This is a genomic window from Shinella yambaruensis (genome assembly GCF_050859155.1).
Lineage (GTDB): Bacteria > Pseudomonadota > Alphaproteobacteria > Rhizobiales > Rhizobiaceae > Shinella > Shinella yambaruensis.
The window spans coordinates 1099126-1118291 of record NZ_CP150638.1 but is presented as its reverse complement, the minus strand read 5'-3'; the positions used below and the strand labels follow the sequence as shown (position 1 = coordinate 1118291).

The window sequence follows — 19166 nt, the reverse complement described above, 5'->3', positions numbered from 1 at the left end:
CTCAGGAAATCTCCGGAAAACGGAAGACGCCGGCGATCCGCCGGCGCCATGCGGGCACGAGCGGCGATTCGGTCACCGCCGCCTGCTCATAGGCATGGATGAAATGCGCGTCTGGCGCCGCGATGCCGGCATGTTTCGCCGCCACCCCCGCCCGCCAGCGAAAGATGAGGATATCGCCCGGCCGCAGCGCCGCGACCGGCAGCGCCGCGCCGCAATGCCGCGCCGCCGCCTCCAGCAGCCGCTCCGCGCCCGCCCGCTCCGCCCAGTCCGCGGCGTAGGCGCCCGGCATCTCCGGCTCCGCCCCGTAAAGCTCCCGCCACACGCCGCGCACCAGCCCGAGGCAATCGCACCCGACGCCCTTCAGCGCGCCCTGATGCCGGTAGGGCGTGCCGATGAAACTGCGGGCGATCGCGACGACCCGGCCGCCGGTATCCTGTCCCGGCCCCTCATCCGGCCTGCCGGCCACCTTCTCCTTGGCTGCGGGGAGAAGGGATTTGCCGCCAAGGTTTCCCGCATGACATTGCCGCGGTGGAAGAAGGCGGTTCGGCATGTCCCCTTCTCCTCGTTCACGGGGAGAAGGTGGCCGGCAGGCCGGATGAGGGGCACCCCGCAGCATCTCACTCATAGAGCGGCCTCCCGTCATGCACCGTCTCGCCGTCGGCATAGCCATAGGTGAAGTCGCTGCCCGGCATGTGCGGAAAACCGCGGAAATTCAGCCCGTTGGAGAACTTGGCCTTGCAGGTCGCAAAGCGCTTGTCGCACCCTGCCGTCACCTGCATCGCATCGCCCGCGGCCACCCCTGCCGGCACCGGCAGCCAGAAGGTCAGCTCGTCGCCGCCCGCCACCTTGCGCTGGTCCTCGATATCCGCCGCCAGCCCCTCCGCCGCGCCGCTCGTGAAGGTGAGCACGCCATAGCGGAAGAACCGCTCGGCAAAGCCGGAGAGCCCGCTCACCCGCAGCCGCATGTCGTCCAGCACCGCGCCTACCGTCGCCGTCGCCCGGAAGGCCGGCGCCGCCGCGTTCACGCCGCACCGGCCGTCGCCCAGCACCGCATCGCAGCGATGTCCGTAGATACGCCCGCGCACCTGGTCGAGCCGGTGCGTCAGCCGCCGCAGCTCGGCGCGAAAAAGCCCGCCCTCGCGGCGCACCTCGCCAAGCTCGGCCGTGCGCAGCAGCAGACGCTGCGCGGGGTTCTGCCAGTTGACCCGATAGACCTCGACCTTCGCCCCGTCGTAGCGCCCCGCCGAAAGGTCCTCGGTGCGGATCGCCTCCGCCGAAAACCCGCCCGCGAGATCGCCGCCCTCGGCCGAAAGCCCGTTGCCGTCCTCCGTCTCGCTCGCTTCGAAGCCGCTCGCCGCCAGGTAGGCGAGCCCACCGAAGGAAAGGTCGCGGTCGTGGTCGGTAAAGCCCATCACCGCGCCGTCGCGCCGCGTCACCCGCCAGGCATGGCACAGCGTCGTCGCCTCGCCGTCGAGATGCGCCTGCAATCCGCCCGGGATCGTCCTCATGGCCGAATCTCCACCAGCGGAATGGAGGGAATGCGCCCGGCATCGAACTGCGCGAGGTCGATGTCGATGCGGTCCGTGTCGAAGCGCACCGGCACGTCGAACGCGTAGCCCGCCCGGATCGCGCCCGAAGCCGGTATCTTGCCCGGCTTGAAGGTGACGACACCCGTCGCATGGTCCACCGTATAGTCCGCCGCCGGCCGCGTGCTGCCCGCCACCGAGACGACCACCGTGCCCATGACCGGCTTTTCGATGGTGCGCACGGTCTCCCCGCCGGCATCCGCATAGCGCTTGACGAGTTGGAAGGCCGCCGTCGCACCGTCCCCCGTGCCGATCTGCTGGTCCGTGGCGCTGACCGCCCCGCCCGGCGCACAGGACTTGTGGTCCACCGGATCATGGAAGCGGAAGCCGTAAAACTGCCCGGCCCGCGCCTCGAAGAAGGCGAGCACCGCATAGAGATCCTCGACCGATCGCACGCCCGAACCCGCATCGTAGCGCCGCCGCGCATCGTGCCAGCGGCGATTGCGGTTCTCCCGCCCGTTGGAAAGGCTGACGATATCCGTCCGCCGCACCGGCCCGCCGCTGGTGCCGAGCGCGACACGCAGCGGAAACCGCACCTCATGAAATCCTGCCATGCCCATCTCTCCGAAAATGCTCCGGCCCCTCATCCCGCTGCCGCGACCTTCTCCCCGCAAGCGGGGAGAAGGAACATGGAGCGCGGTTTTCCCGAATCGCCCGAGCCACTTATCGCGAAACCCTCACCCCGATTCCCTTCTCCCCGCCCGCGGCAGGGCGATCGCCTACGGCGTTCGACGGTGCCGCTCTCCCCTTCTCCCCCGCGGGGAGAAGGTGGCCCGAAGGGTCGGATGAGGGGGTGGCTCGGATCGAGCCTTTGCACCGTCGCCATCCCCCTCATCCGCCTGCCGGCACCTTCTCCCCGCGGGGGAGAAGGGGATGGGGCAACGGTTTCCTTCCACAAGCGATACTCCTGCGCCTCGGGGTGAGGGTCGCAGCAGCGGGATGAGGAGCGTTCGCCCTCACAAACTGCGCTGCCCGCGCCCCACGGCGCGCGTCAGCATGGCCGCGATCTGCCCCTCGGACTTGCGGAAACTCGCCGCATCCTGCGCCGTCACGTTGAAGACGATGCGCGTCCCGCCGCCCTCGCCGGCGACACCCAGCGCCCCATCCGGCCCGCGCTTCAGGGGCAGGATCGCCTCCGCCCCCGCTTCGCCCATCAGCCCGAGCCCGCCGCCGGTCCCGAAATAGGTCGGCGAGGCCACGACCCCGCCCTTGGCGAAGGGCGTGGCGCCGCCGAGCAGGCCGGAAAAGCCCGACGACAAAAACCCTTCCAGCGGCTTCAGCCCAACGGAAAGCGCAATGTCGCTCATGCGCAGCGCCAGCCCGCGCAACACGCTCTCCAGCCCCTTGCCGTCGACGACCGCACCCTTCAGCGCGTTCGTCAACGCCGCGCCGAAGGAGCGCGAGCGCGCCTCCAGGTCGTCGAAGATCGCCGAAAGCTGCCCGGCATCGTCGAGCGTGCCGGCAAGCGGTCTGTCATCCGTATCCGCCATCGTTCACTCCTTGTGGTCGGGAAAGGCGCGCATCAGCGCGGCAAGCGCATCGCGCCCGGGCGCCGGCGGCACAGGCCGCAGCACGCCGAGCGCGAAGGCCAGCTCGCGCGGCGTCATCGCCCAGAAATCCGTCGCCGAAAGCCGCATCCGGCAGAGCCCGGCATGAAGCGCCGCCTCCCAGGGAAAGGCCGCCCTCCTCCCGTTCAGCCCGGATGCGGCCCCGGAGGGTTTTCCGGCCGCGCCTCCGCGCCCGGCCCGAAGGTCGCCTGCAACAGCTCCGCCGCAATGCGCGCAAAGCCGGAGAGGCCGTCCGCCACCGCCATCGCCGCCACGTCCTCGTCGGAAAAGAGGTTGCCGCCGCCGCGCAGCCCCGCGCCGATGATGCGGATGAGATCGCCCGCCTTCAGCCGCCCGGAGGAGAAGCGCTCGGCAAGCCCCGTCAGGCTGTCGACGGCAAAGGCCGTCTCCAGCTCCGCCAGCGCCCCGAGCGTCAGGCACAGCACCCGCCGCTCGCCGTCGAGGACCGCCTCGATCTCGCCGCGGTGCCGGTTCGCCCGCGCGCCCATCAGAGCGCCCCGAAGGTGAGCAGCCCGGCCGATTCCAGCGCGATCTCGAAGACCACCTCGCCGTCATGCGCGCCGGAATAGTCCAGCGCTGCAATCTGGAACGGCCCCGCGACCGTGCCGAAATCCGGGATCACGATCTGCCAGGCGAGGATCGTGCCGGCGAAGAACAGCGAGCGCACCAGCGCGTCCGACGCCTGGTCCTTGAAGATGCCGGCGCCGGACACCGCCGCGCGCTGCACGCCCGCCCCACCCAGCAGTTCGCGCCAGCGCCCCGCCGATTCCGCATCCGTCACATCGACGAGCTGCGCATTGAACGACAGCCGCTTCGAACGCAGCCCCGCAACGGTGACGAAACCCGCCCCGTTGTCGATCTTGATGAGGAGCTCGCGCCCCTTCTGTGCCACCATGGCAAGGTCCTTTCCGAAAGAGAGGTGTCAGGCATGCGGCTCCGTCACCGCCCGGAAGCGCATTTCCGCGCGGTGGAAGCGGGACTTGCCGTCGCGGCGAAGCCGCGTGTCGCGATGGAAGAGCAGGACGAGATGGTGCCCGGCCAGCACCAGCGCCGCGTCGTCGAGCGCCGCGCGCACGGCGACGGCCATCGCCTGCACCTGCCGGTGCCCCGCCGCCTCGGACCAGGCCTCCAGCGTCACCACATGTTCCTCGCCCGTCTCGCTCGCCGTCGAATGGTCGATACTGTCGATGCCCGCGATCACGAGCAGCGGCGCCGCCGGCCCGTCGGGCCTTCGGTCGGTGATGCCGTTCGCGCCGACCAGCGCCGTCAGCGCCGCATCGCCCGAAAGCCTGGCGAAGATCGCCTTCTGCAGGGCCGATGCCGCGCTCATGGCTGGATCTCCTCGCAGTCGCAGAGCGTATAGCGCCCCGTCTCGTCCGGATCGCGAAAGGCGCGGATGGCGAAGATCCGCGCGCCCTTGCGCAGCCGCATGCCGCCGGCAAGGTCGCCCCGCCGCCGCAGCCAGATGCGGTGCGTCACCGTCACCGGCAGCGTGCCCGCCGCCTCGTCCGCCCGCGCCGCCACCGGCTCGATCGCCGCCCAGAGCGTTGCCAGCGCCGCAAAGCCGCGCTCCACGCCGCCCTGCCCGTCCGGCGTCTCGACCGGCCCTTCCAGCGTCAGCCGCGCGGAGAATGCGCCGGGATCGATGATCCTCGCCTTCGCCATCACAGCCTCCGCAGCCGGTAGGGCGCCACCAGCCGGTCGTAGCCCGCCGGCACCGTGCCCGGCTGGTCCTGAGGCGAAAGCACCCCGCGCAGCTCGAACATGGCCGCCACATGCAAGAGCAGCGCCCGCTTCAGCCCGTCCGGCACATCCGCGCCGCTCTCGCCGAAGCCGGCGGTGAAATCGATCTCGATGCCGTTGAGCGCCCGCCCGCTCGCCGGGCGCGCCGGAAGCAGCAGCCGGGCCGGCCGCGCCGTGCCGTCGAGCAGATAGCCACTCGCATCGACCGCGACCGGCAGTCCGGCGGCGTCATAAACCGTCACCATCTCAATGGTTTGCACCGGCCCCCTGGCAATCTGAATCACCCGCGTTTCGGGCCAGTCGTCGAGATAGAGGCGCAAGGGGCGCGTGATCAGGCAAAGCCCCGTCGCGGCCTCCAGATGTTCGCGCGCCACGCGGACCAGCGCAGACAGCAGCGCATCCTCGTCGGCCGCATCGAGGCGCAGATGCGCCTTCGCCTCGGCAAGCGTCACCGGCTCCACGGCCGGCGGCAACAGTTCCGCAATGGTCATGATCGTCCTTCGCGATGGAGAAAGGAATGCGGGCGCGGCCGGGAGGAAACCGCGCCCGCCGGCACCGGCGCCAGGGAACGCCGCGGGTGCACACTTTGCGTCATCCTCGGGCTTGACCCGAGGTTCCACAGCCGCGCGACGGCGGGTGGATGGTCGGGTCAAGCCCGACCATGACGGCGCTGTTGGACGGGGTCGCTCAGCTCGCCGCGAACTTCACCAGCTTGATCGCCTCGAAATTCTGCACCCCGCCGCCGACGCGCTTGGTCGTGTAGAACAGCACATAGGGCTTGGCCGAATAGGGATCGCGCAGCACGCGCACGCCCGTGCGGTCGACGACGAGGTAGCCGGAGCGGAAGTCGCCGAAGGCGATGGAGAAGCTGTCGGCCGCCACGTCCGGCATGTCCTCGGCCTCCGCGATGGCGAAGCCGAGCAGCGAGGCCGCCTGCCCCGCCGAGGCCGGCGGGCGCCAGAGATAGTTGCCGTCCGCATCCTTGAACTTGCGGATCTGCCCCTGCGTCTTGCGGTTCATCACGAAGGTGCCGTTCTGCCGGTGCCCCGCCTTCAGCGAATAGACCGTGTCGAACAGCGTGTCGGAGGGGCTTGCGGCCTTGAAGGCCCCGGCCGCGCCCGTCGCGATATAGCCGATATTGCCCCAGCTCCAGCTCGCGTCGGCGACGGCCGTGTAGCCGAGGAAGCCCTTCGGCTTGTTGGTGCCGTCGCCAGAGACGAAGGCGGTGCCCTCCTGCTCGGCGAAGACCATGTCGATCTCCGAGGCGATCCAGCCCTCCACGTCCACCGCCGCGTCGTCGAGCAGCGCGGCCGTCGCCGCCGGCATGGCGTAGAGCTCCATGGTCGGGAAGGAGAGTTCGGCAAGCTGCGCATTGCCCGTCTGCGGCCGCGCGGCGGTTTCCGCCACCCAGCCCGCCGCCATGCCGCCCGTCGCGAACGGCTTCTTCAGCACCGTGCCGGAGACCTGGCGCACGGTCGCCAGCGCCCGGATCGGCGAGACGGCGGAAAGCCGGCGGCCGATCTCCGTGTCGGTCTCCGGCGGCACGAGATAGCCGCCATCCGCCGCCGAGCCGACCGACATGGCCTTGCCCTCCAGCGCCCGCAGCGCGCTCTCGTCGCCGCGGCGCATATAGGCGGAGAAGGCCGCCTTGTGCTCGGCCGCCTCGAAGCCGCCCTCGCCGCCGCCGAGCGCCGGGCGCGCCTTCTTCAGCGCCAGCTGGTCGATGACGCGCTTGTGCTCGTCCATCGCGCGGTTGATGCGTTCCATCTTGTCGCGCGTCACCACGTCGGCGGTCAGCTTCTGCTCGATCTCGCCGAGCCGGCGGTCGTTCGTCTCCTTGAAGGCCTCGAAGGCCTCCATGAAATCGTCGAAGGCGGCGGTCATCGTTTCCGGCACGGCCTTGATTTCCGGCGCGGTCTTGTGGCTCTCCATGCTGTCTTCCTCTTCTTCGGTTGGCATTTCCAGCCGAAGCGAAACCGCTTCGGCGTCGGGTAAAACAAAAGCCTAGCGTTTCATCATCCGGGCCGCCCGGCGCATGAGGCGCACGAGCTCGGTCTCCCGGTCGCGGAACCACCGCGCATTCTTCACGTTCGACACCCGCGCCGAGGGCAGCATGGGAAAGGTGACGATCGAGATCTCCCAGAGGTCGGCCTCCAGGATGCGGCGCACGCCGCTCGTCCGGTCGGTCTTCGAGCGCACGGTCTGGAAGCCGATGGAAAGCCCGTCGAGCGCGCCCGACTTCATGAGGTTCAGCACCTCGCGGGCCCGCGCCACGCCGGGCGAAAGCACGCCCTCGACATAGAGCCCCCGCCCGTCCTCGCGGATCGTCCGCCAGCGCCCGAGCGGCTCGGCCGGATCGTGCTGAAACAGCATGCGCACGCCGGAGGCCCCGCGCTTTTCCAGCGAGCGGGAAAAGGCGCCCGGCGCGATCGTGTCCTTGCCAAGGTCCACCTCGCCGAAGAGGCTCGCATAGCCGGAAAACAGCCCGTCGCCGGAAACGCCCGAAAGCGTCAGATCGGCATATTTCTTCGTCCGCCAGACCGGCAGGTCGTCGGTGATCATGGTCTTCTCCGATGATGTGAAGGGGGATAGGCGGTAGCCAATAGGCGGTAGCCAATAGGCAGTAGGCAGTAGGCAGTAGGGATCGGCGCAGCGCAGCCCCAACCACCAATTCCCTATTCCCTACTGCCTATTGGCTATTGCCTACCGCCTATTCCCTCATCCGCTCCGCCAGCCGCGCCAGCACCCCCAGCCCCCACCAGGCCGAAAGGCTGGCCGCCGCCGAGCCGGTCAGGAGCATCTCCGCCGGCCCGAGATAGCCGGCAATGCCGAGCCGCACCGCGATCCACAGCCCCGCCGGCCCGCCGAAGACGAGGCCGCAGGCAAGCCCCGTGAGGAACCGGCACGCCGCCTCGCGGCGGCTCCTCGGCAGGAGATAGATGAGCGAGACGGCCGCGCCCGCCGACGCGCCGATCAGCCGGGCCGTCCAAAGCCCGCTGTCGTTTCCGAAGTCAGCCATTGTTAAGCCTTTCAGATTATTATGGAAATCTGAGATAGCGGGCCGCACGCGGCCGAAAGCGCCGGCTTTCCGCCAAGGAAGCCGGGCCGATCAGCGAGTCTTTTGAATCCCTTGCGGCGCTTTGCTGGAAAACCGATTCAAGGTTTTCACAAGTCGGGTGCGGTACTCTGCAAAGTGATTCACATGTGCAGCGCAACCAGTTAATTTTCCTGGAGAAAGCAGCAATCCCGGCCCCTCACCCTAACCCTCTCCCCGCAAGCGGGGAGAGGGGACTTGCCTCACGAACGGTAGTGATTGGGGAAACCGCCACGGCATATCCCTTCTCCCCGTTTACGGGGAGAAGGTCGCGGCAGCGGGATGAGGGGCAGGCATCCCCGCCCCCTCAATACCCCACCGCCCGCCGCTTCTCCTCGTCCGTCAAGAACCCCGCCGCGCCCACCCGGGCCCAGAGCTCCGAGCGCTCGTCCGCCAGCCCGCTCACCTGGTCGAGATCCGGCACCAGCCGCAGCCCGTCATCCGACCCTTCGGAAAACCACCCCGCGAAGGCCGCCGCCGTGCGCTGCACCAGCGGCAGCACGGTGAGCCGCCAGAAGGCCCGGTTGGCCTCCTGGTAATTGGCATAGGTGGCATCGCCCGGAATGCCGATCAGCATCGGCGGCACGCCGAAGGCGAGCGCGATGTCGCGCGCCGCGCCGTTCTTGGCCTCGACGAAATCCATCTCGCGCGGGGAAAGCCCCATCGCCTTCCAGTCGAGCCCGCCTTCCAGCAGCATCGGCCGCCCGGCCCGCGCCGGTCCGGAATAGCCCTCCTCCAGCTCCGATTTCAGCCGGCCGTACTGGTCGGGCGTCAGGTTGCCGCCCTCCTTCGGCTGGTAGACGAGCGCGCCGGAGGGCCGCGCCGAATTGTCGAGCAGCGCCTTGTTCCAGATGGCGGCCGCATTGGAGAGGTCGAGCGCCATGGACGCCGCCTCCAGCGGCGCGAAACCGAGCTGGTCGTCGAGCGGATGAAAGAGGCGCAGATGCAGGATCGCCTGCCCCTCGCCCGCGGGGTGCCGGCGCACATGGCCGCCGACGCGATATTCATAGGCCTCCGCCCAGCCGTCCCGCCCCTCGACGATGCGCACCCGGTCGGGCCTCAGCAGATGGAGTTCGCGCAGGTCGTCGCCCACCCGCACCCCCTCCACGAAGGCATTGCCGGAAAGCAGAAGATGCCCGTAGAGCGTCTCGAAGAAATCCGCGCCTGCCTGGCGCGCGTTCGGCCGCGACAAGAGCGAAAGCAAGGGGTCGTCCGGCCGCTCCGCCTCGCCCTGATAGGCAAGCCAGGGCACGGAGGCCGCCGCTTCCGCGATCATGCGCACCGCACGGTGCGCCACCGGGTTCTTCATGAACCCCTCGCGCGACAGCGAGGCATAGGAGCGGGACGACCAGTGCGCCCGCCCCTCGGCCGTCAGCGCGAAGAAGCCCGACGCCTTGGTCTCGGCCGCCCGGCGCTGCCGCGCGAGGAAGGATGGTAATTTCATGGTGCCCTCCGATTGTATCGATTCGCCGATGGTCCGGGCGGTGTGCCGTGCGGGTGGATCCTCGGGTCGAGCCCGAGGATGACGACAGAAGAAAAGCATGAAGGGCCACCGCACCGGATCCGCATGCCGCATCGTTCCATGGGATGGAAACCCGATCCTCCCCTCCGTCATCCTCGGGCTCGACCCGAGGATCCACCCGCACGGCACGCCGCCCGCTACCCGCCCAGCGCGGCGAAAAACGCCCGCCCGTAGCCCGCCACCTTTTCCGCCCGGTCGAGCCCGTTGATGATCCGCCGCGCGCCGACCCAGTCGGCCCGCGTGCCGGAGAAATGATCGGCCAGCCGCCGTCCGGTGAAGGCGCCGCGCAGCATGCCGGTGAAGAGGATCTCGACCGACACCGCCATCTCCATCGCAAGCTCCGGCCGGCCGACGAGATCGATGCCCGTCAGCCCGGCCAGCCGCGCATAGTTGCGCCGGTGGGTGATCTGCACGAGCCCGCGCCCGAGCCAGCTCTTCCCCGCCGCATCGCGCCGCCAGTAGGGCGCGGAAACCTGCGGCAGCCGTCCGGCCGCGAAGGCCCGGTCGAGCCGGGCGATCGCCGCCGCATCCGTCGCCGCGAAGGTCTCGCGCACCGGCTGCAGGCGCCCGCCCGTCTCGTGATGGGCCGTCGCCAGCATGTAGGCGAGGAAACGCCGGTCCTCGACCTCGCCGCGCTCGAAGCGGTCGAGCAGCGCCGCCAGCCCCGCGACCTGTGCGCTTGCCAGCCGGCCGCCATACAGCGTGCCGCGCACCGCATCGAAAAACGCCTTGCGATCGATTGCCATCTCAAATCCCCCTAACCCGCGGTTCGCCCGCCCGCTCCAGCACCAGCGCCGTCAGCGCCCAGACCAGCGCATCGAGCCGGTCCGGCGAGCGGCCGGAGGAGAGCCCGTCCGGCCCGAAATCGCACATCTGGTCCTCCAGCTCGGCAAAGGCGGCCGCATGGACCACCCGCCCCTGCTCGTAAAGTGCGGCCACCGGCTCGGCGCGCAGGAATTTTCCGCGCGTCGCCCGCACGGTCGCGACCGGCAGGTTCGCGTCGACGCTTTTCAGCATCGCCGTCACCATGTCGCCGCCCTGGTTCACCTCGGCGACCACCCGGTCCGCGTCGAAGCGCCGGAAGGCGCGCACCACGGCGCCCGCCCAGCCCGCAGGGCTTGCGCCCGTCACCGAGCAGTCGGCGAGCACCACCGCCCGCCCCGCCCCGTCCAGCCCCGCCACGACGATGCCGCAGACGGAGGCCGCCGAGGCCGTCGCCGGCGGATCGACCGCCACGACGATGCGCGAGAGCGGCCCGGGATTGCGCTGGCGGATCCCCTCCAGCCGCGCCCGGTTCCACAGCGCATCCTCGCGGTCGGCGATCAGCTCGCCGTCCAGCTCCTGCCGCCCCAGCCGCGTGCCGCCATAGCGCTCGGCCATCGCCGCAAGGAAGCCCGGCGCCAGGTTGCCGGCATTGTCGTCGGTGCGGATGCGCCGCACCGCGGTCTTCGGATCGCCCGCCAGCGCCCGCAAGAGCGGCACCGGCCGGGGCGTCGTCGTCACCAGCACGCGCGGATCGTCCCCGAGGCGCAGGCCGAATTGCAGCATGTCCCAGGTCTCCTGCGCATGTTTCCACTTGCCGAGCTCGTCGCACCAGGCGAGGTGGAACTGCGGCCCGCGCAGGCTCTCCGGGTCCTCGGAGGAGAAGATCTGCGCGATCGAGCCGTTCGGCCAGACGAGCCGGCGGCGCGAGGCCTCGAAGTCCGGCCGCGCCCGCCCGGCGATCCGGCAGATGCCCGATACGCCGTCGATCATCACCTCGCGCGCATCGCCCAGCGTCTCGGCCACCAGCGCGATGCGCAGGTCCGCCTTCAGGCTGGCGATCGCATGCACCCATTCGGCGCCAGCCCGCGTCTTGCCCGAGCCGCGCCCGCCCATCAGCAGCCACACCCGCCAGTCGCCGTCGGGCGGCATCTGGGCAAGGCGGTGGTGGAAGTGCCAGCCGCGCATCTGGCGCAGGCTGGTCGGCGTTATCGGTGTCGTGCGGGCAGGCTCGATTCCTTCGGCCTGGCCCCTCATCCCGCTGCCGGGACCTTCTCCTTGGCTGCGGGGAGAAGGGGGAACAGGCGCTCGATTGTTCCAGTCCTCTTGCTCCCGATGGGAAGGAGACCCGGGCCTCATCCCCTTCTCCCCGCTTGCGGGGAGAAGGTCCCGGCAGGGGGATGAGGGGCAAGCCTCAGACGAGAGGCAGGCTTCACCGCTCCTCCGCCGCGACATCCCCGCCTCCAGCGCATCGGCTTCAACGCTAAACGCCGTCCGCCCCCGTTCTTCCTCGATCATCCTCAAGCCCGCAGCCGCCGTCCGCATATCCGCATCGATTGTCTTCCCGATCGCCCGGCAGGCGCGCCGCTCTCTACGGCCCGCTTTCCGCGCGCGCGGCAGCATCGCCGCCAGGCCCGAGCCCGCGCATCCAGTCTTCCTTCGCCGCATTCAGCCGTTCCTTCACGCGATCCTCGACAAGCCGGTCGAACTCCGCCGCCAGCGCCGCCTCGTCCTCGGCGCCGTCGGCGGCCGCGTCCGCCTCGGCCCGTGCATTGAGAAGCGTGCGCTGCAGGCTGTCGATCTTCTCCAGCGTGCGCACGATCAGCGAGACGGCCTCGATGGCCGCCTTGGCGTCCGCCTGCGCCTGCTTGCGGAAGGCCTCGTCCTGTGCGGCATCCGCATCCTCCTCGGCCAGCGCCTTCTGGCTCTGGAAGCGCTGGAAGCGCTCGCGCAGTTCCTTGGTCATCTCCAGAAGCATCGCCTGCATGTCGAGAAACGGATCGAGCGGCGCCTGCGCCTTGATGTCGAGCAGCGGCGCCGCGCCGCCCTCGAAGAGCGCCGGCCGCCCCGCCAGCCCGTCATAGACCGCCGGCGTCGGCGAGACGCCGAAAAGATCGAGATCGATCGCATCCATTCTCGGTCCTCCAAATGAAAAGGCGCCCGGTCCGAAGGGAACGAGCGCCTGTCAATAAATTCCTGCGTCCAGATGCGGAAAGCCGGCCGCGGGCGAAGGCCGCCCCTGTCCCGGCCTCCGGGAAAACCGGGCTGGCTCCCTCCACCCGCACCTTTCCGACTATGCCATGACCCTACCAGACGACCGTGACGCCGTCAAGGACTATTTTCCTATTTTCTGCAAAAACTTTTCGGCCGCAGGAAAGGGTGCTACCTTTCCGCCCATGATATCCGACGATCTCGTGACCATTGCGCTCGGCATGCCGGGGGCGCGGGAAAGTGCTCATTTCGGCAAGCGCGACTTCCGGGTGGGCGAGAAGGTTTTCATGACCCTGCCGGAGGCCGGCCGTGCCGTCCTGAAGTTCACGCCGGACCAGCAGGCGCTGGTCCTGGAGACCGATCCGGGCCTGTGCGCGCCGGTACCGGGCGGCTGGGGGTCGAAGGGCTGGACGTCGCTTTATTTCGACGGCGCGGACGCCGCGCGGGTGCGCGAACTCATCGATACCGCCTGGCGCAACGTGGCGCCGAAGAAGCTCGTCGCGGCAAGCCTCCCCTGAAGCGCCGCTACTTGCCCTTTCCCACTTCCAGCGGCCAGGTCACCAGATAGTCCTCGTAGTCGTCGACATCGAGGCCCTCCTCGCTCACCGTGCGGCCGCGCGCGGAAATGCCGGCCTGGTGCACGGTGTCGGGATCGCCGGACACCAGCGGATGCCACCAGTAGAGGTCCTCGCCGTCGCGGATGAGGCGATAGCCGCAGGTCGGCGGCAGCCAGGAGATCTTTTCCACACTCTCCACCGTCAGGCGGATGCAGTCCGGCACGGTCGCCTGCCGGTTCTCGTAGTCGGAGCACCGACAGCTTTCCCCGTCGAGCAGCACGCAGCGGATCGAGGTCCAGGCGATCTCGCCCGTGTCCCAGTCCTCCAGCTTGTTGAGGCAACAGAGCCCGCAGCCGTCGCACAGGCTCTCCCATTCCGGATTGGTCATCTCGGCGAGAGTCTTGGTCTTCCAGAACGGCAGGTCGTCCGGCTTTTCGGCACTCTTGATCGTCATCTCCGACCCCTGAACCCCTTGGGCGCAAAGGTCAAGGGGCCGGCTGCCAGGACCAATCGGCGAAATCCGTTCTGTTGCCTTCAAAAGACTGATATCCTCACTGAATAAACCGGTGGTGAGAGGACGTTAACCCAACGCAGGCAGGCTGCGACCCGCCCCCGCCAAAGGTATGCGAACCGTGGAAGACGACAGCCAGACGCCGACAAAACCCCGCCGCCGCAAGCGGCACATCCTCCTGCGCATCGATTCCTGGATCGATTCCACGGTCTGGAACGCCGGTTTTCGCGCGGCCGAGATCTGGGAGGAGATCACCATCTTCTCCCGCCGCTTCCACGTCAAAGGCTGGAAGAAGGCGGTCTTCGAGGTCGCCGGCGAGGGCATGAACCTCGGCGCCGCCGGCTTCGTGCTGCTGCTCGCCCTCGCGCTCCCCGCCTTCGAGGAGACCAAGGGCAACTGGCGCGCCCAGAGCGATTTCGCCGTCACCTTCCTCGATCGCTACGGCAACGAGATCGGCCATCGCGGCATCATCCACGAGGATTCCGCGCCGATCGACGAACTGCCCGACCACCTGATCAAGGCGGTGCTGGCGACGGAGGATCGCCGTTTCTTCAGCCATTTCGGCATCGATTTCCTCGGCCTTGCCCGCGCCATGAACGAGAACGCCCGGGCCGGCGGCGTCGTGCAGGGCGGCTCGACGCTCACCCAGCAGCTCGCCAAGAACCTGTTCCTGTCCAACGAGCGCACCATCGAGCGCAAGATCAAGGAGGCCTTCCTCGCCCTCTGGCTGGAAGCCAACCTCTCCAAGAAGGAGATCCTGCGCCTCTATCTCGACCGCGCCTATATGGGCGGCGGCACGTTCGGCGCGGCCGCGGCGGCGCAGTTCTATTTCGGCAAGAACGTCACCGACGTGAACCTTGCCGAATCCGCCATGCTCGCCGGCCTCTTCAAGGCCCCCGCCCGCTACGCCCCGCACGTCAACCTGCCCGCCGCCCGCGCCCGCGCCAACGAGGTGCTGACCAACCTCGTGCAGGGCGGGCTGATGACCGAGGGCCAGGTGATCGCCGCGCGGCGCAACCCCGCCACCGTCATCGACCGCAACGAGAAGGCGGCGCCCGACTTCTTCCTCGACTGGGCCTTCGAGGAGGTGCAGCGCATCGCCAGGCCCTTCGCCCAGCATTCCCTCGTCGTGCGCACGACCATCGACATGGGCCTGCAGGCCGCCGCCGAGGAGGCGGTGGAAAGCAGCCTTCGCCAGTACGGCGAGAGCTATCGCGTCCGGCAGGGCGCGCTGGTCATGGTGGAGAACGGCGGCGCCGTGCGCGCCATGGTCGGCGGGCGCGACTATGGCGAAAGCCAGTTCAACCGCGCCACGCGCGCGCTGCGCCAGCCGGGCTCCTCCTTCAAGGTCTATACCTATTCGGCCGCGATGGAATCCGGCATGACGCCGGAGACGACCATCGTCGACGCGCCGATCAGCTGGAGCGGCTGGTCGCCGCAGAACTACGGCCGCAGCTATGCCGGCCGCATGACGCTGATGACGGCGCTCGCCAAGTCCATCAACACCGTGCCCGTGCGCCTTGCCAAGGACAAGCTCGGCACCAAGCGCATCGCCGAGATGGCCAAGGCCATGGGCGTCGAGACGCCGATCCGCACCGACAAGACCATGCCGCTCGGCACCTCCGAGGTCACCGTGCTCGACCAGGCGACGGCCTATGCCGTCTTCCCCGCCGGCGGCGTCTCGGCGCGCCGCCACGGCATCAGCCAGATCCTCAACTACGACGGCGACATCCTCTACGATTTCGGCCGCGACGAGCCGCCGGCGAAGGAGGTGCTGTCCGAGCAGGCCATGTCCTCGATGAACCGCATCCTCGTCACCATCCCGGTGAGCGGCACGGCGCGGCGCGGTGCACTCGACCGCGGCATCGTGTCGGGCGGCAAGACGGGCACCACCCAGGCCTATCGCGACGCCTGGTATGTCGGCTTCACCGGCAACTACACGACCGCCGTCTGGTTCGGCAACGACGACTATACCTCGACCAACAACATGACCGGCGGCTCGCTGCCCGCCATGACCTTCAAGCGCCTGATGGACTATGCCCATCAGGGCATCGAGCTGCGCCCCATCCCCGGCATCGAGAACCCCCTGCCCGACGGCAAGAAGGCGAACGAGGTGGCCGCGACATCGAGCGACGAGAGCGCGCTGCCCGCGCTCGTGCGCCCGCGCTCGCTCTCGGCGGACGTGACGAAGCTCCTGAAGGACGTCGCCCGTGAGCTCGGCGCGGCGCCGGCGCTGAAGGCCGATGGCCGGGTCGCCGCGCTCGACGGGGCGCTTGACCTTGCTCGCGCGAAGCGGACAGAGTGACGGCAACCTGATTCCAACGGTCGATCGCCTTGCTCCGTACGCCCCTCGTCATCGCCACAGCGCTCGCCGTCGCCTTCGGCCTCGGCATCCTGAGCTCGATCTATGCGCTGCGCGCGACGGTCGGCTTCGGCGCCATCGCGCTCGGGCCCTGGACCGCCTTCCCGACCGCCCAGACGATCGACGCCGACCCCTACGCCAAGGCCCACCGCGCCCGCGACGGCAAGCTGCTGCTCGGCGGCGCGGAAGGCCTCACCTTCACCGCCGCCACGGACAGCGCGAACCGCACGCTCGTGGAAAACTGCCGCTACGAGATCCGCGGCATCACGCCCCCCGCCCGCCTGTGGACGCTGCATGCGGCGGACCGTAACGGCAATCCGCTGGAGGGCGCCCGCGCCGGCCTGCCGACGGGCCTCAACGCCTGGTCGGTGCTGCGCGGCACCGACAGCAATTTCTCCATCCGCATCGCCTCTTCGGCGACGCCCGGCAACTGGCTGGCCGTGCCGGAAGGCAGGGCGCCGTTCCTGCTGGTCATGACGCTGCTCGATACGCCGACCGCCGGCAGCTCCGGCGTCATCGACCTTGCCATGCCCGGCATCGTCAGGCTGGACTGTGCCGATGCGTAGCTTCCTCTACGCCATCGCCGTCGGCCTTGTCGGCGCGGCGCTGCTGCACATCGTCATCATCCTCTCGCTGCCGAGTTTCACCGGCCGCGACGCCTATACGCGCGTGCAGGCCTTCGGCGAGACGAACCGCTTCTTCCCCCTGGCCGATGCCGGCGATACGCTGGTGCCGATCAACGACGACCCGGCGATGAAGACGGCGGTCTGCGCCTTTTCCGTGGAGAACGGCCCGATCCGGCTGTTTGCCGAGGGCGAGGTACCGTTCTGGTCGCTCGCCGTCTATGACAGCGCGTCCAACGAGGTGTTCAGCATGAACGACCGCACCTCGGTCAGCGGCGCGCTCGACACGCTGGTCGCCACGCCCATCCAGCTCATCGGCATCCGCAAGGCCGTGCCGGCGGAGCTGGAACAGTCGATCCTCGTGGAAATGCGCGGGGAGGAAGGCTACGCCGTGCTGCGCACCTTCGTGCCGACGCAAAGCCGCGAGGAAGCGGCAACCGCCTTTCTGGCGGATGCAAGCTGCGAGCCCTTCACGGCGGAACAATAGGAAGGATCGCTCCGAAAGGAGCCTTGCTTGACGACAACTCCGCCTCTCCCTTCGTCGTCATCCTCGGGCTTTGACCCGAGGGTCCACGCGGCACGCGCTGCTGTGGATGGTCGGGTCAAGCCCGACCATGACGGAGGAGAGGTCGCCGCACTGCGCGCGGCGATCAAAAACGCTTCAGGGCCGGCGGGCGGTGTCCTGCGCGCCCTGCTTTGCCGCCTTGCCGCGGGCCGCCAGCATGGCGGGCGTCAGGCGTTCATATCTCACGCCGGTGAAAAGAAGAACCTGGGCCGGAGCCTCCCGGCGCAGGGTGTCGCGGCGCGGCGTTCGCGCGAGCCATTCCTTCAATCGTACCACGTCTGCCATTCTCGCCTCCAAAGAAGAATCGAGACGGATGAAGCACTCCTACAATCTCACCCTGCCCGTTTCAACGGGCCGGTGCATCCGGTTCCGTCACCCCCGGACGCGACATGAGATCGATGTCTCCCCAGTCGCATACGGGTGGAAAACGGCGATACGGGACCAGAAGTTTCCCATTCACGGGAATGTGTCTGGCGACCGTCCGGCATCCGGAACATCGCACCTTTCCCTCGCGGAACGGCGGGTGCCTTTCGGCAGATCCACCGCTCACATGATCGAATCATAACACGTCCATCGCAATAGACGAGCCGATCCTTGCCCCTAAAACTAGCGACTATCGGGTTAACATGCTGTTAACACTAGCGTGAAGCGCGCGTGTTCGCTGTTCCCTGCGGTACAGGCGGGAGCGCCCGCCGGGGCCGGCGGGGCCTGTGCCGATACGGTCCGCATCCGCCGGCCCTGCCGCCGCAACCCTTGCGGCACCGCCTTGTAAACATTGCGGTTTCCGCGCGAGCAGGGTTAACGCCTTGCTAACGCTTTTCCTCTACTTTTCGTGAACGATTGGGAAGCGGCGGGGGGCTGCCGTTCCGGGGACTGAGCAGGTGTTTTGTGGCGGACAGGTTTCGCGAACTGGAGAGACCGCAGGCAGGGCGGCCGAAGGACATCGTGCTGATGGCCACGGTCTCCAGCTTCGAGAGCCTGCGTTTTCCCTCGCGCTCGGACCTGCACCAGTTCGGTGAGCTCTTCGAGCCGCTCTATAACGCCTCCACCGAGGAAGCCCGCCGGCAGGCCGTCGCCGCGCTCTCGCGCTGCCCGCAGGTGCCGGACGAAACCGCCCTCTTCATCGCCACCCAGCCGATCGGCATCGCCGCCATCTTCCTCATGGGCTCGAAGGCCATTGCCGAGCACACGCTGATGCACGTGCTGCGCGCCGCCGGCCCGGAGCATGCCCGCGCCATCGGCCGGCGGGACGACCTCTCGCCCGCCATGGTCGAGGCGCTGGTCGCAAGCCATCAGGACCATGCCAGCCGCAGGGCCGGCGAGGATCGCGAGGCGTCGCTGAAGGAAGCGGCAAGGCTGGAGCGGGAAGAACAGATCCGCGAGGAGTTGCGCGCCCTGGTGCGCGCCGCAACGCCCGCCGTCCAAGCGCCCCCCGGGCTCGAACCGGCAACGGAGGCCCACCAGGCGCTGTTCGTGCGGTTTGCCCGCGCGGGCGAGGCCGGCATGCTGGCCGTCACGCTCGCCGACGCGCTCGGTTCCAGCCAGTGGCTGTCCGAGCGCATCCTTCTCGATGTGTCCGGGCGGCAGCTCGCCGAGACGCTGCTGGCGCTCGACGTTCCGGACGCGGACAGCCTGTTCGTGCTGACGAAGATCTATCCCCATCTGGCCGAAGGGGGCGCTGCGGCGCTGCTTTCGGCGCTAGACCCGGCCGAGGCGATCGACCGTGTCGAAAGCTGGCAGCGGGCGGACAGCTACACGAATGGCAATGGCCTGCCGAAGGCGGCCAACGGCGACGACGCGAAGTCGAATGGGCAGGATAACCACGACAGGTCCTCCGAAGCCGCACGGCACCGCGCCGCCGGCTGATCGTTTCTATTAGAAAATCCGGCGCCTGGCCGGTACGCGAATCGTCGCGCCTTCGTTCCGCTCGGCCGAGAGCGCGGCGAGCGTGGTCACGACGAACATTCCCGAAATCAGCAGTGCAAGAGCGGGCAGCACGATGAACATGGCGTTTCTCCGAGGGTTCGACGCAGGCCGATGCCTGCGTGCCTCCCTTTTGCCA

General features: G+C 68.9%; 25 protein-coding genes. 5 read left to right on the top strand and 20 right to left on the bottom strand.

The genetic code is table 11. The features are described from left to right. Position 1: 1 nt before the first annotated feature. From WMC41_RS05530 to WMC41_RS05450, 17 genes are all read right to left on the bottom strand, one after another. The gene (locus tag WMC41_RS05530) at positions 2-409 is read right to left on the bottom strand and encodes an NlpC/P60 family protein (RefSeq protein ID WP_432348273.1); all 408 of its coding nucleotides are present in this window, start codon (positions 407-409) and stop codon (positions 2-4) included. Between the two features lie 208 nt (positions 410-617). After that, the gene (locus WMC41_RS05525) at positions 618-1508 is read right to left on the bottom strand and encodes a DUF2163 domain-containing protein (RefSeq protein ID WP_432347265.1); all 891 of its coding nucleotides are present in this window, start codon (positions 1506-1508) and stop codon (positions 618-620) included. Beyond that, a complete protein-coding gene (locus WMC41_RS05520; RefSeq protein WP_432347264.1) occupies positions 1505-2140 on the bottom strand; it encodes a phage distal tail protein, Rcc01695 family in 636 nt (211 codons plus the stop codon). The genes WMC41_RS05525 and WMC41_RS05520 overlap by 4 nt, the downstream gene beginning before the upstream one ends. Before the next feature lie 402 nt (positions 2141-2542). Next, a complete protein-coding gene (locus WMC41_RS05515; RefSeq protein WP_432347263.1) occupies positions 2543-3076 on the bottom strand; it encodes a phage tail tape measure protein in 534 nt (177 codons plus the stop codon). Between the two features lie 3 nt (positions 3077-3079). Further along, positions 3080-3223 carry a phage tail assembly chaperone gene (locus WMC41_RS05510; protein ID WP_432347262.1) on the bottom strand — a complete coding sequence of 48 codons (144 nt, stop codon included), beginning with the start codon at positions 3221-3223 and terminating at the stop codon, positions 3080-3082. Positions 3224-3279: 56 nt separating this feature from the next. Next, positions 3280-3642 carry a gene transfer agent family protein gene (locus tag WMC41_RS05505; protein WP_272804888.1) on the bottom strand — a complete coding sequence of 121 codons (363 nt, stop codon included), beginning with the start codon at positions 3640-3642 and terminating at the stop codon, positions 3280-3282. Continuing rightward, the gene (locus tag WMC41_RS05500; protein WP_272804887.1) at positions 3642-4049 is read right to left on the bottom strand and encodes a phage major tail protein, TP901-1 family; all 408 of its coding nucleotides are present in this window, start codon (positions 4047-4049) and stop codon (positions 3642-3644) included. The genes WMC41_RS05505 and WMC41_RS05500 overlap by 1 nt, the downstream gene beginning before the upstream one ends. A gap of 27 nt (positions 4050-4076) precedes the next feature. After that, positions 4077-4484 (bottom strand): DUF3168 domain-containing protein, encoded by a 408-nt coding sequence (locus WMC41_RS05495; protein ID WP_432347261.1) that lies wholly within the window; start codon positions 4482-4484, stop codon positions 4077-4079. Further along, positions 4481-4819, bottom strand: coding sequence for a phage head closure protein (locus tag WMC41_RS05490; RefSeq protein WP_272804885.1), 339 nt, complete (start codon positions 4817-4819; stop codon positions 4481-4483). The genes WMC41_RS05495 and WMC41_RS05490 overlap by 4 nt, the downstream gene beginning before the upstream one ends. Beyond that, complete coding sequence (locus WMC41_RS05485) at positions 4819-5388, bottom strand: head-tail connector protein (RefSeq protein WP_432347260.1); 570 nt, start codon at positions 5386-5388, stop codon at positions 4819-4821. Before WMC41_RS05485 ends, WMC41_RS05490 begins: the two co-directional genes overlap by 1 nt. 196 nt (positions 5389-5584) lie before the next feature. Then, positions 5585-6829 carry a phage major capsid protein gene (locus tag WMC41_RS05480; RefSeq protein ID WP_432347259.1) on the bottom strand — a complete coding sequence of 415 codons (1245 nt, stop codon included), beginning with the start codon at positions 6827-6829 and terminating at the stop codon, positions 5585-5587. 72 nt (positions 6830-6901) lie between these two features. Next, positions 6902-7459 (bottom strand): HK97 family phage prohead protease, encoded by a 558-nt coding sequence (locus WMC41_RS05475; protein WP_244769957.1) that lies wholly within the window; start codon positions 7457-7459, stop codon positions 6902-6904. 148 nt (positions 7460-7607) lie between these two features. Next, entirely contained in the window at positions 7608-7916 is a 309-nt protein-coding gene (locus WMC41_RS05470) for a DUF6107 family protein (RefSeq protein ID WP_244769956.1), read from the bottom strand. A gap of 382 nt (positions 7917-8298) precedes the next feature. Next, positions 8299-9435, bottom strand: coding sequence for a phage portal protein (locus tag WMC41_RS05465; RefSeq protein ID WP_432347258.1), 1137 nt, complete (start codon positions 9433-9435; stop codon positions 8299-8301). 215 nt (positions 9436-9650) lie between these two features. After that, positions 9651-10259 carry a glycoside hydrolase family 19 protein gene (locus WMC41_RS05460; protein ID WP_432347257.1) on the bottom strand — a complete coding sequence of 203 codons (609 nt, stop codon included), beginning with the start codon at positions 10257-10259 and terminating at the stop codon, positions 9651-9653. 1 nt (position 10260) lies between these two features. Then, positions 10261-11463 (bottom strand): DNA-packaging protein, encoded by a 1203-nt coding sequence (locus WMC41_RS05455; protein ID WP_432348272.1) that lies wholly within the window; start codon positions 11461-11463, stop codon positions 10261-10263. Positions 11464-11866: 403 nt separating this feature from the next. Further along, positions 11867-12409 (bottom strand): hypothetical protein, encoded by a 543-nt coding sequence (locus WMC41_RS05450; protein ID WP_432347256.1) that lies wholly within the window; start codon positions 12407-12409, stop codon positions 11867-11869. Positions 12410-12671: 262 nt separating this feature from the next. Here WMC41_RS05450 and WMC41_RS05445 point away from each other — a divergent pair, with 262 nt between their 5' ends. Beyond that, positions 12672-13004: an MmcQ/YjbR family DNA-binding protein gene (locus tag WMC41_RS05445; RefSeq protein WP_244769952.1), complete on the top strand. Its 333-nt coding sequence runs from the start codon at positions 12672-12674 to the stop codon at positions 13002-13004. A gap of 7 nt (positions 13005-13011) precedes the next feature. On the opposite strand, the gene WMC41_RS05440 is transcribed toward WMC41_RS05445, so the two are convergent. Further along, complete coding sequence (locus WMC41_RS05440) at positions 13012-13497, bottom strand: YcgN family cysteine cluster protein (protein WP_432347255.1); 486 nt, start codon at positions 13495-13497, stop codon at positions 13012-13014. Between the two features lie 178 nt (positions 13498-13675). Here WMC41_RS05440 and WMC41_RS05435 point away from each other — a divergent pair, with 178 nt between their 5' ends. From WMC41_RS05435 to WMC41_RS05425, 3 genes are read left to right on the top strand one after another with little or no spacing between them, the layout of a single operon-like run. Further along, the gene (locus WMC41_RS05435; RefSeq protein ID WP_432347254.1) at positions 13676-15859 is read left to right on the top strand and encodes a transglycosylase domain-containing protein; all 2184 of its coding nucleotides are present in this window, start codon (positions 13676-13678) and stop codon (positions 15857-15859) included. A gap of 29 nt (positions 15860-15888) precedes the next feature. Next, on the top strand, positions 15889-16482 hold the full coding sequence (locus WMC41_RS05430) for a DUF1214 domain-containing protein (protein ID WP_272804876.1): 594 nt from the start codon (positions 15889-15891) through the stop codon (positions 16480-16482). Further along, the gene (locus WMC41_RS05425) at positions 16475-17026 is read left to right on the top strand and encodes a DUF1254 domain-containing protein (RefSeq protein ID WP_272804875.1); all 552 of its coding nucleotides are present in this window, start codon (positions 16475-16477) and stop codon (positions 17024-17026) included. The genes WMC41_RS05430 and WMC41_RS05425 overlap by 8 nt, the downstream gene beginning before the upstream one ends. 174 nt (positions 17027-17200) lie before the next feature. Here the strand turns inward: WMC41_RS05425 and WMC41_RS05420 are convergent, their stop codons facing one another. Beyond that, positions 17201-17389: a hypothetical protein gene (locus WMC41_RS05420; protein ID WP_272804874.1), complete on the bottom strand. Its 189-nt coding sequence runs from the start codon at positions 17387-17389 to the stop codon at positions 17201-17203. 603 nt (positions 17390-17992) lie between these two features. On the opposite strand from WMC41_RS05420, the gene WMC41_RS05415 reads away from it, so the two are divergent. Then, entirely contained in the window at positions 17993-18970 is a 978-nt protein-coding gene (locus tag WMC41_RS05415) for a DUF2336 domain-containing protein (protein WP_432347253.1), read from the top strand. Between the two features lie 9 nt (positions 18971-18979). Here the strand turns inward: WMC41_RS05415 and WMC41_RS05410 are convergent, their stop codons facing one another. Further along, complete coding sequence (locus WMC41_RS05410; protein WP_256388502.1) at positions 18980-19111, bottom strand: hypothetical protein; 132 nt, start codon at positions 19109-19111, stop codon at positions 18980-18982. Between the last annotated feature and the right edge of the window lie 55 nt (positions 19112-19166).

Coding starts and splice junctions, on each gene's coding strand:
- WMC41_RS05460 (WP_432347257.1), bottom strand. CDS start 10,259: ATGGCAATCGATCGCAAGGCGTTTTTCGATGCGGTGCGCGGCACGCTG.
- WMC41_RS05505 (WP_272804888.1), bottom strand. CDS start 3,642: ATGGGCGCGCGGGCGAACCGGCACCGCGGCGAGATCGAGGCGGTCCTC.
- WMC41_RS05495 (WP_432347261.1), bottom strand. CDS start 4,484: ATGAGCGCGGCATCGGCCCTGCAGAAGGCGATCTTCGCCAGGCTTTCG.
- WMC41_RS05515 (WP_432347263.1), bottom strand. CDS start 3,076: ATGGCGGATACGGATGACAGACCGCTTGCCGGCACGCTCGACGATGCC.
- WMC41_RS05420 (WP_272804874.1), bottom strand. CDS start 17,389: ATGGCAGACGTGGTACGATTGAAGGAATGGCTCGCGCGAACGCCGCGC.
- WMC41_RS05490 (WP_272804885.1), bottom strand. CDS start 4,819: ATGGCGAAGGCGAGGATCATCGATCCCGGCGCATTCTCCGCGCGGCTG.
- WMC41_RS05485 (WP_432347260.1), bottom strand. CDS start 5,388: ATGACCATTGCGGAACTGTTGCCGCCGGCCGTGGAGCCGGTGACGCTT.
- WMC41_RS05455 (WP_432348272.1), bottom strand. CDS start 11,463: ATGCGCGGCTGGCACTTCCACCACCGCCTTGCCCAGATGCCGCCCGAC.
- WMC41_RS05410 (WP_256388502.1), bottom strand. CDS start 19,111: ATGTTCATCGTGCTGCCCGCTCTTGCACTGCTGATTTCGGGAATGTTC.
- WMC41_RS05450 (WP_432347256.1), bottom strand. CDS start 12,409: ATGGATGCGATCGATCTCGATCTTTTCGGCGTCTCGCCGACGCCGGCG.
- WMC41_RS05440 (WP_432347255.1), bottom strand. CDS start 13,497: ATGACGATCAAGAGTGCCGAAAAGCCGGACGACCTGCCGTTCTGGAAG.
- WMC41_RS05475 (WP_244769957.1), bottom strand. CDS start 7,459: ATGATCACCGACGACCTGCCGGTCTGGCGGACGAAGAAATATGCCGAT.
- WMC41_RS05425 (WP_272804875.1), top strand. CDS start 16,475: ATGCGTAGCTTCCTCTACGCCATCGCCGTCGGCCTTGTCGGCGCGGCG.
- WMC41_RS05525 (WP_432347265.1), bottom strand. CDS start 1,508: ATGAGGACGATCCCGGGCGGATTGCAGGCGCATCTCGACGGCGAGGCG.
- WMC41_RS05465 (WP_432347258.1), bottom strand. CDS start 9,435: ATGAAATTACCATCCTTCCTCGCGCGGCAGCGCCGGGCGGCCGAGACC.
- WMC41_RS05445 (WP_244769952.1), top strand. CDS start 12,672: ATGATATCCGACGATCTCGTGACCATTGCGCTCGGCATGCCGGGGGCG.
- WMC41_RS05520 (WP_432347264.1), bottom strand. CDS start 2,140: ATGGCAGGATTTCATGAGGTGCGGTTTCCGCTGCGTGTCGCGCTCGGC.
- WMC41_RS05480 (WP_432347259.1), bottom strand. CDS start 6,829: ATGGAGAGCCACAAGACCGCGCCGGAAATCAAGGCCGTGCCGGAAACG.
- WMC41_RS05470 (WP_244769956.1), bottom strand. CDS start 7,916: ATGGCTGACTTCGGAAACGACAGCGGGCTTTGGACGGCCCGGCTGATC.
- WMC41_RS05510 (WP_432347262.1), bottom strand. CDS start 3,223: ATGCGGCTTTCGGCGACGGATTTCTGGGCGATGACGCCGCGCGAGCTG.
- WMC41_RS05500 (WP_272804887.1), bottom strand. CDS start 4,049: ATGGTGGCACAGAAGGGGCGCGAGCTCCTCATCAAGATCGACAACGGG.